The organism is Pseudoalteromonas sp. T1lg65 (genome assembly GCF_051930985.1).
In the GTDB taxonomy this organism is placed as follows: domain Bacteria; phylum Pseudomonadota; class Gammaproteobacteria; order Enterobacterales; family Alteromonadaceae; genus Pseudoalteromonas.
In genome coordinates this window covers 399,955-418,474 of the sequence record NZ_CP196838.1, presented here as the reverse complement: position 1 = coordinate 418,474, position 18,520 = coordinate 399,955, and the positions used below count along the sequence as shown (strand labels likewise).

Sequence of the window (18,520 nt, the reverse complement as noted above, 5' to 3'; positions counted from 1 at the left end):
TCATGATGACCCTAATTAGTAAATTAAAAAGTTGTAATATCGCAGTTTGGGCAGAGCATGACAAAATTAAGATGTCATATGGTGAGACCGCGCCAGATGCCAGCTTAATTGAAATGATAAAAAGTGAAAAAGCGTCACTATTAGCATTTTTACGAGATAATCAAATTGATTCAGAAAGCGCATTTGAACAGCTGACGAAAAATAAAAAAGAGCCATCAGGGATCCAAGGAATCTATCCGGCAACGAGCTTGCAGCAGGGTTTTGTTGCACATTACTTGAATCACCCGAATGATGATGCTTATCGGGTTCAAGTATTATTAGACTATCATTCGGCGCTGAATGTGGACCTATACAAACAAGCTTGGCGATTCGCTTCAATGCGTTACCCAATCTTAAGAACGGCTTTCGATTGGCAAGGCGATATATTACAGGTTGTAGGTAGAGCGCCAAGTATTGGCGACGACCATTTTTCAATGGTAGATATTAGCCATTTGTCGGAGGCTTTGCGTGAAGAGGAAATAGAAAAGATCCAACGCGAAGATAGAAAAAAGCCTTTTGATTTAAGTAAACCTGGTCTCGTTCGTTTCACGTTAGTAAAGCATCATGCCCAGCTATTTACCGTGTTGAAAACAGAGCACCATAGTATTGGTGATGGTTGGAGTGGCTCTGTCTTATTACAAACTGTGCATGAATACTACAATACTTTGGTACAAGGAAAGACCCCTAAAATTGAGGAAGAAACTGCATATCTGCAAGCTCAAGGTTACTATGCGAAGCACAAGCAGCAAATTGAGTCATATTGGCACAAGGTAAAACAAGGGTTTGGAGAGGCAAATGACATCAATCGACTGTTAGATAGTCGACTTGATCTCGCTAAGCCGGCTGAAGTTCAATCATCTAAAGAGTTAGGGATACTGATTGAAAGTGAATCGGTAAGCAAGCTTAAAGCACGCTGCAAAGAGTTAGGGATCACTTTGAATGTCGCGGTGCAGTTCGCTTGGCATAAGCTGTTACATATTTACACTAAGGACGACCAAACCATTGTCGGCACGACGGTTTCTGGTCGTGATATTCCTATTCCTGATATTGAATCAAGTGTTGGTTTGTACATTAATACATTACCAATGGCTATCGACTGGCCGAATGCAGCAACGATCAGTGAAATGTTGCAGGCGGTGCAGCAGTCGGTAGCTGCGATAAATAGTTATAGCAGCGTCTCTTTAGCAAGCCTTCAATCTCATGGAGAACGACTGTTTCACACTCTATTTGTGTATGAAAACTTTCCTGTACCAGTTAATGACGATGAGGGAGTTGTAGGTATTGAAGCCGGTGTGAAATTCCGTCAGTCGGTTGAAAAAGTTGATTATCCACTCTCTGCGGTAGCCTATGAACAAGGCGATGAATTATCTATAAATATTAAATATGACGAACAATCTATCAGTGATGAGCACGTAAATCATCTGCTATTGCAACTAAAGCTTATACTCCATGCGGTTCAAGCAGATCCAAATGCAAAGCACCTAGAAATCGACCTGATAAGTGATAAAGAGCGGACACAGATATTAACCCAGTGGAATGGTAAGAACCTGTCTTATCCGCAGAATAAAACCATGTATCAGCTATTTGAGGAGCAAGTAGCACGAACGCCTGAACACATTGCCTTAGTTTACGAAGGACAGCAACTTAGCTATCGTGAGCTAAATGAGCAAGCAAATCAGTTGGCTTATGTAATAAGAGATTGTTATCAAAGCGAATTGGGTAAGGCGCTATGTGCTGATACTTTAGTCGCGTTGTATTTGGATCGTAGCTTAGAGATGGTCGTGAGTATCCTCGCAGTGTTAAAAGCAGGGGCTGCGTACGTTCCTATTTCGCCGAACTATCCAAAAGAACGTGTGGAGTTCATTTTATCAGATACACAAGCTGCGCTAGTTTTGACACACCAAGCGTATCAAACAGAGTTGGCGAATTTATCAAATGTACCGCAACTGTATATTGATGGAGACATGAGCAACTACGCAGACGTTTCTAATTTATCACCTATCAGTTCAGCGTCAGACTTGGCTTACGTCATTTATACATCAGGCACCACTGGCCAGCCTAAAGGCGTAATGATCGAACACCGTGGGGTAGCGCATTTAACAGCTGTCCAGCAACACATCATCGGTTCCGGTTCATATCAAAGAACACTGTTGTTTGCTGATTATGTGTTTGATGCCAGCGTATTTGATCTATTTGTCAGCTTGTTTACTGGGGAAACGGTATATGTTTGTAGCGATATTGAGCGAAAGGACCCTCGAAAGCTAGCGTCATTACTGACGAAAGAAAAAATCCAACTAGCGACGTTGCCGCCGGCGATTTTGCATCAGTTAGAAGCAGCAGATTTAGCCTCTTTCGAATGTTTATTGATGGCGGGGGAAGCACCGACTATAGAGTTGTATGAGAAGTTCTCGGCTATTCCTAACATCTTTAATGGTTATGGTCCAACAGAAAATACGGTATGTGCGAGTCTTAACCGCTATCAAAAAGGTGACGGCGCAACCAATATTGGACAAGCCATTCCGAACAGCCGTTTGTATGTCTTAACCGAAGTCGGAAGTTTAGCGCCTGTTAATGTCGCTGGTGAACTGTATATCAGTGGAGCAGGGTTGGCTAGAGGTTATCTCAATAGAGACGAACTTACAGCTGAGCGTTTTATCGACAACCCATTCGCGAGTGAAGCAGATAAAGCAAAAGGGTATACCCGATTATACAAAACGGGGGATTTGGTTCGTTGGTCTGCTGATGGTCGACTGGAGTTCTTAGGACGTAATGATAGTCAAGTGAAAATCCGGGGTTATCGCATCGAGTTGGGTGAAATTGAAAGTGCATTAAATGGACTTTCAGAAGTTGAGCAAGCGGTGGTGGTCGACAAAGTCAAGGGTGGAAATAAATATTTGGCGGCCTATGTTGTGGCGGAGGCCGGACAAGCGCTATCTCTAGAAAGAATACGAGAGCAGTTGTCTGTGCAGTTACCTGAGTATATGGTCCCTAGTGCCTTTACTGAGCTTGAGCATATTCCTTTAACAATAAATGGCAAAGTAGACAAGCGTGCACTCCCAGAGCCCAGCTTTGTCAGCGATGGCGAATATGTCGCGCCGCGTAACGAGCTAGAAACCCAATTATGTGAACTATGGCAGTCGGTGTTGGGGCTTCAACAAGTTGGTATTAATGACAACTTTTTCCGTATCGGTGGTAACTCAATTAATGCTATTAAGTTGACCGCAGCGATAAGAGAAGCGTTGTCAGTAGATGTACCACTTGCCTTATTATTTGAACGTAAAACAGTTTCTGGGCTTGCCGCAGAATTGAGTGAGCAAGAGGACATGCTGGTTATACCTCGCTGCACTTTTGAACACGCACCGCTGTCATTTGCTCAAGAGCGCTTGTTGTTTATTGAGCGATTTGAGCAAGGTAGCAATGTTTATCACATTCCAACTTTAGTGCAGTTACGCGCAGATGCCGATGTCGACAAGTTGGTTGCAGCAATTAATGTGGTGGCAGCGCGTCATCCTGTGATGAAAAGCGTGTATCTCATGGATGAGTCAGGTGAAAACTACCAAGTTGCACTGGCGCAGGATATTGTACTTAAGCGTCATGTTATGGATAGTGACAGCGCCATGTTATCGAGCTTATCGGATGTGCTGAGCACACCATTTGATCTGACTTCAGAGATGAGCCTGAGATTGCATCACTTTAGTGTGGAAGATCGACAGTACTTATTAATGCTTTGGCATCATATTGGTTTTGATGGTTGGTCGGTTGACATTTTTATGTCGGAGCTGGATAAAGTTTATGGTGCATTGCTTGAGGGAAGAGTTGCGGAACTTCCTGTGCTGGATATCAGTTATGCTGATTATGCAAGCTGGCAACGAGGTTACTTGACAGGTGAAGTGCTGGCACAGCAACAAGGCTATTGGGAAAACCAGCTATCTGGTTTTGACACTCTGGTACTGCCTATAGATCACCCTCGTCCGTCGCATATTGATTATCGTGGCCGAGACGTGTTGTTTGAACTTGATGTAAAACTATCAGAACAGCTTAGGACGTTAGCGCAATCACAAGAAACGACGCTCTACACCGTGCTATTGAGCGGTTTTTATGTGGCGTTAGCCGCGTTATCGGGCCAGGGTGATATTGTTATTGGTACGCCATCGGATAATCGTCACCATGCACAAACGCAATCTTTGATCGGATTCTTTGTTAATTCATTAGCCCTACGCGCTAAAGTGCAAGGTGACCACTCGTTGAAAGCGTTGATCACACAAGTCCACGATGTCGTGACTCAAGCGAAAGTGCACCAAGAATTACCATTCGAGAAGTTAGTCGATTTGTTGGAAGTTGAGCGAGATCCATCACGCCACCCGATCTATCAGGTGATGTTCTCATTCGAACGATTCGGTGAGCAAAAGGCTACGGATAGTTCGCTGCCATTTATGCCTGCAACGTTTGAAAATGAGCAAAATCAATACAGCACTGCGAAGTTTGATCTTAGCCTGTCTTTAGTGGACAGCGAAAAAGCGATACAAGGTAGCTTCAACTACGCTGTGAGTTTGTTTGACGCTTCCAGCATTGAACGTATGCTAGCAGTATATCGCAGAGTGCTACAGGCACTAGCGAATGACGTAACACAAACAGTTGCCGATGTGGATGTATTGTCTGCTGAAGAGCGTCATCAATTATTGCACCAATGGAATGATACGGATGCGGCGTACCCACAAGATAAAACGCTGCACACTTTGTTTGAAGCGCAAGCCAACAAAACGCCAGAGCAGGTTGCTTTGGTGTTTGACGGTGAGACACTGAGCTACGCTAAGTTGAATGAACGCGCGAATCAGTTAGCCCACGCGATACGAGCGGAGTATGAAGCATCAACAGGTAAGGTACTAAGTGCAGATACCTTTGTTGGCGTATACATGAAACGTAGCGCCGAGATGGTGGTGAGCATCTTAGCAGTACTCAAGGCGGGCGGTGCATATGTGCCTATTTCGCCAGATTATCCAAAAGAGCGAGTCGAGTTTATTTTGTCTGACACGCAAGCTGACTTGGTGCTGACTCAGTCGCAGTATCAAGCGGATCTAGATGAGCTAACATCTGCAAGTTTAATGTACGTGGATGAAGCGCACTTATACAGTGCTCAAAGCTCCGCTAACCCGGAAGTAATAACTACTGCCGACGATTTGGCCTATGTGATTTATACCTCTGGGACAACGGGTAAGCCTAAAGGCGTATTAACACCACATCGTGGTGTAGTGTCATTGGTCCAAAACACAAACTACATTGAACTGTCCGATTCAGATGTGTTTTTACACCTATCCGATCCTTGTTTCGATGCCGCTACATTTGAGATGTGGGGAGCCTTAACGCAGGGGGCAAAGCTGGTTATCTACCCTGGCACACAGCGAATTACTCCAGATGAAATGGATAGTCTACTGAAAGCACATGAGATCTCTGTGCTTTGGCTAACTCGAACGCTATTTGATAACTTTTACCTGCAGAACAATACAATGTTCGGTAACTTACGCTATTTGCTGATTGGTGGTGAAGCGTTAACGCCAAGTTTAATTAGAAAACTGGCACAACAGTCATCTCGTCCTAAGCACATATTAAACGGTTATGGACCGACGGAAAGCACTACGTTTACAACAACCTATCTGTGTGAGAATTTCTCCAGTAGTGTGCCGTTAGGTAAGCCAATCAACACGCGTAAAGTCTATGTTCTAACTAAACGTAAAGAGTTAGCACCAATAAATGTTGTTGGCGAGCTTTATATTGGTGGAGCAGGCTTAGCCCGTGGTTATCTCAATCGCCCAGAACTGACACGTGACTGCTTTATAGAAAACCCATTTGCGAGCGAAGAGGACCAAGCTAAAGGTTATACCAAGCTCTATAAAACGGGAGACTTGGTGCGTTGGTTACCTGATGGCAATTTGGAATACATTGGCCGTAATGATGATCAAGTTAAAATTCGTGGCTTCCGCATAGAGCTTGGTGAAATTGAAAATGCGCTTACTCAACATGCTGGAGTGAAACAAGCGGTTGTGATTGTCAAAGAACATAATGGCAACAAGCAACTGACAGCATATTTAGTGCCAGAAAAAGGGGTGGCACTTGAGACTGAAGACGTTATGGAAAGCTTACGCAATAAACTACCGTCTTACATGCAGCCACATACGTTTACGCTATTAGAGTCAATTCCTTTGACTGCTAATGGCAAGCTAAATACGCGAGCTTTGCCTGAGCCAAAATTAACCAACCTAGAAAATCATGAAAAGCCAACTACGCCTATGGAGCAAAAGGTTTGTAGCATCTGGCAAGAAGTACTTGGACTAAGTGCAATTGGTATTCATGACAACTTCTTCCGTATTGGCGGGGATTCAATAGTCAGTATCCAATTAGTTAATAAACTTCGTAAGGCAGGGTTTGCATTACAGGTGAAAGATATTTTTGATGCGCCTACAATATCGAAATTGGCTCAGCTATTGAATCGAGCTCATGCATCTGTCGAGATTGCGACAGAGCAAGGCAAATTACATGGTGCATTTCCGCTATTGCCAATCCAAAACTGGTTTTTTGATAAGGACTTAGCAAGCCCAAATCATTGGAACCAATCATTTATGTTAAAAATTCCTGGGGGTTTTACCGAAAATGAAATCACCAGTGCGCTTGAAAAACTGGCCTTGCAGCATGACATGTTGCGGTGTTTATATTCCCAAGGTGACTCAGGGATCCAACAAGTGTATATGGATAACGTTGAGAACTGCATGGCTTCTCTTAAAACGTTGGATGTCAGGCTAACTACTGAAACAGAGCGCCACGAAATATTAACACAGTGGCAGTCTCAATTCGATTTACTTCAAGGTCCATTGTGGCAGGTTGCACATTTAGAAGGATATTCTGACAATAGCGCTCGTTTATGTTTTTCATTCCACCACTTAGTGATAGACGCGGTATCGTGGCGGATCATCGCAGAAGATATACGTCAGCTATTGGAAGGTAAAAGCCTGCCAGCCAAAGGCAGTAGCTATCGACAGTGGGTCAACGCTATCCAGCAGTATCCATCCTCACACTCTCACGAGTTAGCGTACTGGCAGCAGGTTGTAGGACAAGGTGAGGCACTAGTTGCAGTCCAACCGGCAAAGTTTACTCACTTTGGATTATCAGAGCAGCTAACAGATCAACTGCTTCATCACGCGAATAAGGGTTTCAATACCGAAATTAATGATTTGTTGCTTAGCGCCCTATCTATAGCACTAAAAAATACCTTTGCTCGTGAAAGCAATCATATTGTACTAGAAGGTCACGGTCGTGAGACGATAAGTGAAAAATTAGATGTTTCGCAAACCGTTGGCTGGTTTACCAGTATATATCCAGTAAGGCTGGATTGTATGTGTTCAACCAGTGAAACAATTATCAATATTAAAGAAATGTTACGAAACATTCCGAATAAAGGCGTTGGCTTTGGTGCCTTTGCGCAAACAGGTAAAGTTTCGCGTGAGCTATCTGGAATATCTTTTAATTATCTAGGACAACTCAGTCACCAAAGTGAAACTCAGCCAGCTAAGGATTGGGACATTGTTAGCGAGGACTGTGGCGATGAGATGGCAGCAGACAATGAAGATGATTTGTTATTGAACATTAATGGTTCTGTGCAAAATGGCGTTTTGAGCTTTGGTATGTTAAGCAAATTAGCGGATATGGAAACGGACCGCTTTGTTCAGCACTTTAACGCTGCTTTGGCCGATGTTATTCAAGAATGTCTGTTGGCCGCGCAAGATGGCGGAATAAAAACGCCTAGTGACTATGGTTTACCGTCTTTGTCGATTGAGCGTTTGAATAATTTGGCGTATGACAAAATTGAAGAAATATTCCCAGCTACCAGTTTACAAGAAGGCTTTGTGTATCATCATTTGAGCCAGCCTCACGATGACGCTTATCGTGTACAAGTGTTATTCGACTATCATACAGCACTGGATTTGAACTTGTATCAACAAGCGTGGCGGTTAGCCTCGGTGCGTTACCCTATTCTTCGTACAGCGTTTGACTGGCAAGGTGATGTCTTACAAATCGTCACTGCGCAACCAAGCATCAATCAAAACAGCTTTGCATTCTTTGACATTTCTCATTTGCCAGAAGAAGAACGTGTGCAAGCTATTGATAACATTCAGCTTGAAGATCGTCGAGTTGGGTTTGATTTAAGTCAGCCAGGACTCATCCGTTTTATCATCATAAAGCAGAATGATGACCTGTACACGGTGTTAAAAACTGTACACCACAGTATTACAGATGGTTGGAGTGAAAGTATTTTACTGCAAACGGTCCATCAATATTACAATGAGCTTTCGCAAGGAAAAGAGCCTGAAGTTGAAATTGAACGTGGCTACATCGAGACGCAAAAATATTATAAAGAACAAAAAGGCAAGCACAAAGCTTATTGGGATGACGTTAAGCAGCGTCTAGTCGGAGCAAATGATATCACACCGTTGTTAAGTCAATCAGTTGATTTAACGAAAAATACTCTTGTTAGTAATCCAGTAGAAAAAAGTGTTGTAATTGAAGGTGAATACTTCCGGTCGTTGAAAGCCATGTGTCAGAACTTGGGTATTACACTAAATGTCACGTCACTGTTTGCATGGCACAAGTTGATACAAGTTTACACTCAGGATGAGCAAACCATAGTTGGTGTTACTGTTTCTGGTAGAGATATACCGGTCACTGGTGTTGATACAAGCGTCGGATTGTTTATTAATACACTGCCGATGACCGTTGGTTGGAGTGAAAACGGGACAATTGAAGAAACTTTACTTGAGGTCCAACGTACAATTGCTGCGCTGAACAGTTACAGCAGTGTTTCTCTGACTGAACTTCAGCCTACCGGTACCAGTTTATTTCATAGCTTATATGTTTATGAGAACTATCCAGTTGCTGAAACCGATGAGCAAAGTGTAAATAGAATTGAAAATAGTCTCGCGTTCAGAAAGGCCGTTGAGAAAGTGGATTATCCGCTTGCGTTAAAGGTTCATGAACAAGAGGAAGCGTTAGTTATTGCATTAAATTTTGATGAGTCCAGTTTGTCATCAGAAAAAGCAGAGACATTGCTAATGCAAATGGCGCGTATTGTAGAAATGCTCGCGTCTAATACGCAACATCCACATCAATCCATCGAGCTAGTGAGTGACGAAGAGCGTCACCAGCTATTACATACGTGGAATGATACGGATAAGCCTTATCCACAAGATAAAACCTTATCGGCTCTGTTTGAAGCACAAGCAGCGAAGACGCCAGAGCAAGTGGCATTGGTGTTTGAAGGTGAAACACTGAGTTATGGTGAGTTGAACGAACGTGCCAATCAGTTAGCACACGCGATCCGTGCTAGGTATGAGTCTGCCAATGGACAAGCGCTGAGTGCTGATACGTTTATCGGCTTGTATATGGACCGCAGTTTAGCAATGGTAGTCAGTATCCTCGCGGTACTGAAAGCCGGCGCTGCGTATGTGCCAGTTTCACCAGAATATCCGCAAGAGCGCGTCGAGTTTATTTTATCGGATACGCAAACCGATTTAGTGCTGACGCAAACCCAGTATCAAGCGGAACTCTCGACACTGACCACTGCGAGTTTACTGCTGGTTGATGATGCCGAGGTATTTAGTGGTCAAAGTTCAGCGACCCCTGAAGCGATAAGTGATGCCAACGACTTGGCTTATGTGATTTACACTTCGGGCACCACAGGTAAACCGAAAGGGGTCATGATTGAGCATCGCAATGTCGCTCACTTGGTGACGGCACAGCGTCAGCACTTTGAGTGTGATGCTTACCAAAATGCATTATGGTTTGCGGATTATGTCTTTGACGCCAGTGTGTCTGAATTATTTGTCAGTTTACTGTCGGGTCATACGTTATTTATCAGCAGCACAGAAACGCGTAAAGATCCAAGCAAGTTAGCAGCGCTGTTATCGAAAGAAAACATTCAGTTAGCGACGTTGCCGCCTGCAATTTTACATCAGTTAGATGCCGGGTGTTTTGCGTCATTTGAGTGCTTGGTGATGGCGGGTGAAGCGCCAACCATTGAGTTGTATGAGAAATTTAACGCTATCCCACGATTGCTAAATGCTTATGGTCCAACAGAGAGCACGGTTTGTGCGAGCGTTAACCGTTATCAGCAGGGAGATAGCGCGACGAATATCGGTCATGCAATTCCGAATAGTCGTTTATATGTCTTATCAGATTCAGGCAATCTAGCCCCAATTAATGTTGTTGGAGAGTTGTACATCAGTGGTGCGGGCTTAGCGAGAGGTTACCTCAATCGAGACGACCTAACGGCAGAGAGTTTCATAAATAACCCATTCGCGAGCGAAGCAGATAAAGCCAAAGGGTATACCCGCTTGTACAAGACTGGAGACTTAGTGCGCCGTCTGGCGGATGGTCGACTGGAATTCTTAGGTCGAAATGACAGTCAGGTAAAAATACGAGGTTATCGTGTTGAATTGGGTGAGATTGAAAGTGCACTTAATGGGCTTGCAGATGTTGCCCAAGCGGTAGTGGTCGATAAAGTCAAAGGCGGGAATAAATACTTGGCCGCTTATGTTGTTGCAGAAGCAGGACACACATTGTCTCTTGATGGGGTAAGAGCGCAGCTATCTACACAATTACCGGATTATATGGTCCCAGCTGCGTTTACTGAGCTTGAACATATTCCGTTAACAATCAATGGCAAAGTAGACAAACGCGCATTACCAGCGCCAAGCTTTGTTAGCGAAGATGAATATGTAGCACCACGCAATGAGTTAGAAGCGCAATTATGTGAATTATGGCAAGACGTTTTAGGTGTAGAGCAAGTTGGTGTGCACGACAACTTCTTCCGCATTGGCGGCAATTCCATCAATGCGATTAAGCTGACTGCGGCGATTAGAGATGTGCTATCTGTAGATGTCCCGCTGGCCTTGTTGTTTGAATATAAAACGGTAGCAGGGCTTGCGGCGCAGTTGGGTGAACAAGACGAACTATTAGTTATTCCACGCAGCACCTTAGCGCAAGCGCCGTTGTCATTTGCGCAGGAACGCTTGTTGTTTATCGAGCGTTTTGAACAAGGCAGTGACGTTTATCATATTCCAAGTCTCGTAAAGTTAAACTCTGACGCTGAGCTAGATAAGTTGTTAACAGCGATAAATGTGGTTGCCACTCGTCACCCAGTGATGAAGAGTGTGTATCACACCAATGATGCCGGAGAAGATTATCAAGTTGTACTGGCTCAAGACATTGAACTTGAACGTCACGTACTAGACAGTGAAAGTACGTTGTTGGCCAGTTTATCAGAGGCGGTAGCCACACCATTCGACTTAACGACTGAAATGAGTTTGAGACTCCATCACTTTGTTGTTGAGGGTGACAATACGTCGAAGGGTTATTTATTGATGTTATGGCATCACATTGGTTTCGATGGTTGGTCGGCAGATATTTTTATGTCTGAGTTGGATGAAGTATATGGTGCGTTGCTTTCGGAAAGAAAAATCGAATTACCCGTACTGGAGATAAGTTACGCAGATTATGCGAGTTGGCAGCGTGATTATTTAAGTGGCGAAGTCCTAGAGCAACAACAAGGCTACTGGCAAACACAACTATCTGGGTTTGAAACGCTCGTTTTACCAACAGATCATAGTCGTCCAGCACATATTGATTATCGCGGTCAGGATGTTGCCTTTGAATTAGATGAGGCATTATCAGAGCAGCTTAGAGCGTTGGCGCAGTCACAAGAAACGACCTTGTACACAGTCTTATTGAGTGGCTTCTATGTGACGTTAGCAGCGCTGTCTGGTCAAGATGATATTGTTATTGGTACACCTTCGGATAACCGTCATCATGCGCAAACACAATCCTTAATCGGGTTCTTTGTTAACTCACTGGCGCTACGCGCAGGTGTAAATGGCGCACAGTCACTGAGTGCGTTGATTGCGCAAGTACACGGTGTGGTGACGCAAGCGAAAGTACATCAAGAGTTACCGTTTGAGAAATTGGTTGATTTGTTGGATGTTGAACGAGATTCGTCACGCCATCCGATTTATCAGGTACTGTTCGATTTGGCGAGTGTAGGTACTGGCGATAATAGCGCATCCAACTTACCGTTTGCTGCGCCTCCACTGGATTCTGAACAAAGCTTATACAGTCCAGCGAAATTTGACTTGAGTTTATCTTTGGTTGATAGCGTCGACGCTATACACGGAAATTTCAACTATGCCGTGAGCTTATTTGAGGCGGCGAGCATCGAGCGGATGCTTGAGATGTATCGTAAAGTGCTTCAGGCGTTGGTCAGCGATGTCACGCAAACCGTTGCACAAGTAGATGTGTTGTCGTCCGAAGAACGTCACCAGTTATTACATAGGTGGAATGATACGGATAAGCCTTATCCACAAGATAAAACCTTATCGGCTTTATTTGAAGCACAAGCAGCGAAGACGCCAGAGCAAGTGGCATTGGTGTTTGAAAATGAAACACTGAGTTATGGTGAGTTGAACGAACGTGCCAATCAGTTAGCACACGCGATCCGTGCTAGGTACGAGTCTGCCAATGGACAAGCGCTGATACGTTTATCGGCTTGTATATGGACCGCAGTTTAGCAATGGTAGTCAGTATCCTCGCGGTACTGAAAGCCGGCGCTGCGTATGTGCCAGTTTCACCAGAATATCCGCAAGAGCGCGTCGAGTTTATTTTATCGGATACGCAAACCGATTTAGTGCTGACGCAAACCCAGTATCAAGCGGAACTCTCGACACGGTCCACTGCGAGTTTACTGCTGGTTGATGATGCCGAGGTATTTAGTGGTCAAAGTTCAGCGACCCCTGAAGCGATAAGTGATGCCAACGACTTGGCTTATGTGATTTACACTTCGGGCACCACAGGTAAACCGAAAGGGGTCATGATTGAGCATCGCAATGTCGCTCACTTGGTGACGGCACAGCGTCAGCACTTTGAGTGTGATGCTTACCAAAATGCATTATGGTTTGCGGATTATGTCTTTGACGCCAGTGTGTCTGAATTATTTGTCAGTTTACTGTCGGGTCATACGTTATTTATCAGCAGCACAGAAACGCGTAAAGATCCAAGCAAGTTAGCAGCGCTGTTATCGAAAGAAAACATTCAGTTAGCGACGTTGCCGCCTGCAATTTTACATCAGTTAGATGCCGGGTGTTTTGCGTCATTTGAGTGCTTGGTGATGGCGGGTGAAGCGCCAACCATTGAGTTGTATGAGAAATTTAACGCTATCCCACGATTGCTAAATGCTTATGGTCCAACAGAGAGCACGGTTTGTGCGAGCGTTAACCGTTATCAGCAGGGAGATAGCGCGACGAATATCGGTCATGCAATTCCGAATAGTCGTTTATATGTCTTATCAGATTCAGGCAATCTAGCCCCAATTAATGTTGTTGGAGAGTTGTACATCAGTGGTGCGGGCTTAGCGAGAGGTTACCTCAATCGAGACGACCTAACGGCAGAGAGTTTCATAAATAACCCATTCGCGAGCGAAGCAGATAAAGCCAAAGGGTATACCCGCTTGTACAAGACTGGAGACTTAGTGCGCCGTCTGGCGGATGGTCGACTGGAATTCTTAGGTCGAAATGACAGTCAGGTAAAAATACGAGGTTATCGTGTTGAATTGGGTGAGATTGAAAGTGCACTTAATGGGCTTGCAGATGTTGCCCAAGCGGTAGTGGTCGATAAAGTCAAAGGCGGGAATAAATACTTGGCCGCTTATGTTGTTGCAGAAGCAGGACACACATTGTCTCTTGATGGGGTAAGAGCGCAGCTATCTACACAATTACCGGATTATATGGTCCCAGCTGCGTTTACTGAGCTTGAACATATTCCGTTAACAATCAATGGCAAAGTAGACAAACGCGCATTACCAGCGCCAAGCTTTGTTAGCGAAGATGAATATGTAGCACCACGCAATGAGTTAGAAGCGCAATTATGTGAATTATGGCAAGACGTTTTAGGTGTAGAGCAAGTTGGTGTGCACGACAACTTCTTCCGCATTGGCGGCAATTCCATCAATGCGATTAAGCTGACTGCGGCGATTAGAGATGTGCTATCTGTAGATGTCCCGCTGGCCTTGTTGTTTGAATATAAAACGGTAGCAGGGCTTGCGGCGCAGTTGGGTGAACAAGACGAACTATTAGTTATTCCACGCAGCACCTTAGCGCAAGCGCCGTTGTCATTTGCGCAGGAACGCTTGTTGTTTATCGAGCGTTTTGAACAAGGCAGTGACGTTTATCATATTCCAAGTCTCGTAAAGTTAAACTCTGACGCTGAGCTAGATAAGTTGTTAACAGCGATAAATGTGGTTGCCACTCGTCACCCAGTGATGAAGAGTGTGTATCACACCAATGATGCCGGAGAAGATTATCAAGTTGTACTGGCTCAAGACATTGAACTTGAACGTCACGTACTAGACAGTGAAAGTACGTTGTTGGCCAGTTTATCAGAGGCGGTAGCCACACCATTCGACTTAACGACTGAAATGAGTTTGAAGCTCCATCACTTTGTTGTTGAGGGAGATAATACGTCGAAGGGTTATTTATTGATGCTATGGCATCACATTGGTTTCGATGGTTGGTCGATAGATATCTTCATGTCTGAACTGGATGAAGCGTATGACGCGTTAATAGCCGACAGAAACCCAGAACTACCAGAATTAGAGATCAGCTATACAGATTATGCCAGTTGGCAGCGTGATTACTTAACAGGTGAAGTACTTGAGCAACAACAAGGCTATTGGCAAACGCAACTGTCTGGGTTTGAAACGCTAGTTTTACCAACAGATCATAGTCGTCCAGCACATATTGATTATCGTGGTCAGGATATTGCCTTTGAATTAGATGAGGCATTATCAGAGCAGCTTAGAGCGTTGGCGCAATCACAAGAAACGACCTTGTACACTGTCTTATTGAGTGGCTTCTATGTGACGTTAGCAGCGCTGTCTGGCCAAGATGATATCGTTATCGGCACACCTTCGGATAACCGTCATCATGCGCAAACACAATCCTTAATCGGGTTCTTTGTTAACTCACTGGCGCTACGCGCAGGTGTAAATGGCGCACAGTCACTGAGTGCGTTGATTGCGCAAGTACACGGTGTGGTGACGCAAGCGAAAGTACATCAAGAGCTACCATTTGAGAAATTGGTTGATTTGTTGGATGTTGAACGAGACTCGTCACGCCATCCGATTTATCAAGTGATGTTCTCCTTCGAACGTTTTGGTGAGCAAAAGGAAGCAGAGAATTCGTTACCCTTCATGCCCGCAGCGTTTGATAACGAGCAAAGTCAATATAGTACAGCGAAGTTTGATCTTAGTCTTTCTTTGACGGACAGTGAAAGTACGATCCGCGGTGGTTTTAACTACGCCGTGAGCTTGTTCGAGGTGTCGAGCATCAAACGTATACGAGATATGTACTGTAAAGTGCTTCAGGCGTTGGTTAGCGATGTCACGCAAACGGTTGCACAAGTAGATGTGTTGTCGGCCCAAGAACGTCACCAGTTATTACATACGTGGAATGATACGGAAGCAGCGTATCCGCAAGATACAACGCTACACGCTTTGTTTGAAGCACAGGCAGCGAAAACACCAGAGCAAGTGGCATTGGTGTTTGAAGGTGAGAGTCTGAGCTATGGCGAATTAAATGAACGTGCGAACCAGCTAGCCCATGCGATACGAGCCGAGTATGAGGTCTCGACTGGAAAAGCACTCAGCGCAGATACCTTCATTGGGTTGTATGTCGCACGCAGTGTCGAAATGGTGGTGAGTATTCTTGCGGTACTGAAATCAGGCGCGGCGTATGTACCGATTTCACCGGACTATCCAAGTGAACGAGTCGAATTTATTTTATCGGATACACAGGCGAGCGTGGTGCTGACGCAATCGCAGTATCAAGAGAAGCTCTCAGCACTGACATCGGCGAGGGTGGTGCGAGTTGATGATGGTGAGGTTTATGGCGGTCAGTGCAAGGCGAATCCAGAAGCGGTGAGTCATTCCAGCGATTTGGCTTATGTAATTTACACTTCGGGGACAACGGGTAAGCCGAAAGGGGTGATGATTGAACATAGAAGCATCGTCAACACCTTGTTCTCAATGTCGAATGTATACAACATCAGTGAACAGTATCGTAGGTCATCATGCTTTAGTAACTATGTTTTCGATGTATCAGTCTCGGAAATCTTTAACAGCCTGTGTTTTGGTGGCGAGCTGCATATTTTCTCGGAAGCAGTACGGACCAATGTAACAGCACTGCAAACTTACATGATAGAGAAGGCACTGAACTTTGTGTTCTTACCGCCGGCGATTTTGTCAGTGTTGCCACGTTGTAATTATCCAAGTCTACAAGCGCTGATTTTCGCAGGAGAGCCATGCGATAAAGAAGCGGGCCAGTATTGGTCGAGTCATTATGCATTGCATAACTACTATGGCCCAACGGAAGCGACGGTATACGCGTCGGGTAAACAGGCACAAGCGCGGAATGTGAATGAGATAGGGCGTCCGTTGTCGAATATGCGATTGTATGTGCTGGATAAAGCGGGTGCGATAGTACCAGTCAATGCACCAGGGGAGTTGTATATCAGCGGCATAGGCTTGGCGAGAGGATATCTGAATCGTGATGAGCTGACGGCGTCCAGTTTCATTGAGAATCCATTTGCGAGTGAAGCAGAGAAAGCGCAAGGATATGACCGTTTGTATAAAACGGGAGATTTAGTGCGTTGGTTAGCGGATGGTCACCTTGAATACTTAGGTAGAAATGACAATCAAGTAAAAATTCGTGGCTACCGTATCGAATTGGGAGAGATAGAAAGCGCCTTAACGGGGTTACCAGAAGTAGCTCAGGCGGTTGTTCTGGTGCGCGAGCATGAAGGTAAAAAGCAACTGGCGGCATATTTGGTGGGCAGTGAAGGAGTGGTTTTAGATGTTGAGGCATGTAGAGCGAAACTAAGCGTGGTATTGCCAGCATATATGCAGCCGAATAGTTTCACGGTATTGGCAGCGATGCCATTGACGGTGAACGGAAAAGTAGATAAGCGAGCGCTGCCAGAGCCACAGTTTGTAAATGAAGACGAATACGTGGCGCCACGTAATGCGCTTGAAGCACAGCTATGCGAAATCTGGCAGGAAGTGTTAGGCCTAAAACGCGTTGGCGTGAATGATAACTTCTTCCGTATTGGTGGTGACTCTATATTGGCAATGAAGTTAATCAGCGAGATAAATAAGCAACTTAACCTGAACTTACCTATTTCGCTGCTCTTTATTTATAGCAGTGTCGCTTCAATACAGAAAAATCTAGAAAATCGTTTGCTTAAGCCACTAAATAGCTTAAATGGAAGCTTAGACTACTTGTTTATGGTGCATCCAAGTAGCAGTGGTTGTGAGGTTTATCAGCCGCTAGCAAGGGAACTAGAAGGAGTATATTCGTGTATCGGGATAGATAACTACAATCATAGCAGTGATCAAAAAACGGGATCATTGAAAAAAATCGCTGAGATTTATATCAGCAAAATGATTGAAGAATATCCAACCAAGAGCATGAGAATTCGATTACTTGGATGGTCTTCTGGCGGTCAAATTGCACTGGAAATGGCTTATCAGCTCGAACAACTTGGTTATACAGATATTTGTGTATATTTAATCGACACATTACTGAAAACTGGGCAGTTGAAAGAATTTTATCAGCAAAAAGACATGATTCAAATACAGGAAGATTTAAGAAGCAGCTTGTTAGCTGATAAATACGAAGAAAAGTATATATCTAGTATCTTATTAGCGCTACCTTATGAAGCAAAAATAGATGCAGATGAAGTCAGCGGTTTGCTAAGTCACACCAAAGTTTCATTATTGAAAGCGGGTAAATTAAATACTCAATTGAACGATGAAGTTGGCGTTAGATTTAATCAACTAGTTCAGAAATTGCCTGATAATAACCTATCTGAGTATGTGAGGCAGAACTTAACAGTTAATTTAATAAAAGACAGGGATCATCATGATATTTTGCAAGAAATTAACCTGATCAAAGGGATGCTGGTCGAACATTAAATCCATATTAGATTTAGCTTGGTACAAGGATGTACTTTAAGGCGACATAATCAATCAACGTGTGTTGAGACAAAGCGTCAAGATAGCAACATCAGAAACTACTAATTTGGTACTTTCTCACTTCAGCACAATGCAATTCTACAACCATGAAGAGAAAACGTGGTTGAACGTGTTAAGGAGCGCTCCAGTGATAAATAGCGCTATCAGCGTGAGTGAGAAAAGGTCTATGTTCCCAAACACAAATAACAGTACTGAATCTCTAAACGTTTTATGATGTGATTTTCTTAACCCTATGGCAACGATGATACTGATAATAAATATAGGCAGTATCATCAAACCAGACATCTTTGGATAGTAGTGTAGTCAGAATAGATTTATTGGTCCTGCGAGAAATCCACAGTGAGAGTAAATTAGCAT

At 44.1% G+C, this 18,520-nt stretch carries 2 protein-coding genes; both read left to right on the top strand.

What is annotated here, in order from left to right; translation table 11 throughout:
• Window positions 1-2: 2 nt before the first annotated feature.
• On the top strand, window positions 3-12,647 hold the full coding sequence (locus tag ACSLBF_RS19170; RefSeq protein ID WP_440057005.1) for an amino acid adenylation domain-containing protein: 12,645 nt from the start codon (window positions 3-5) through the stop codon (window positions 12,645-12,647).
• The gene (locus tag ACSLBF_RS19165) at window positions 12,632-18,103 is read left to right on the top strand and encodes an amino acid adenylation domain-containing protein (protein ID WP_440057004.1); all 5,472 of its coding nucleotides are present in this window, start codon (window positions 12,632-12,634) and stop codon (window positions 18,101-18,103) included. The genes ACSLBF_RS19170 and ACSLBF_RS19165 overlap by 16 nt, the downstream gene beginning before the upstream one ends.
• Window positions 18,104-18,520: the final 417 nt, after the last annotated feature.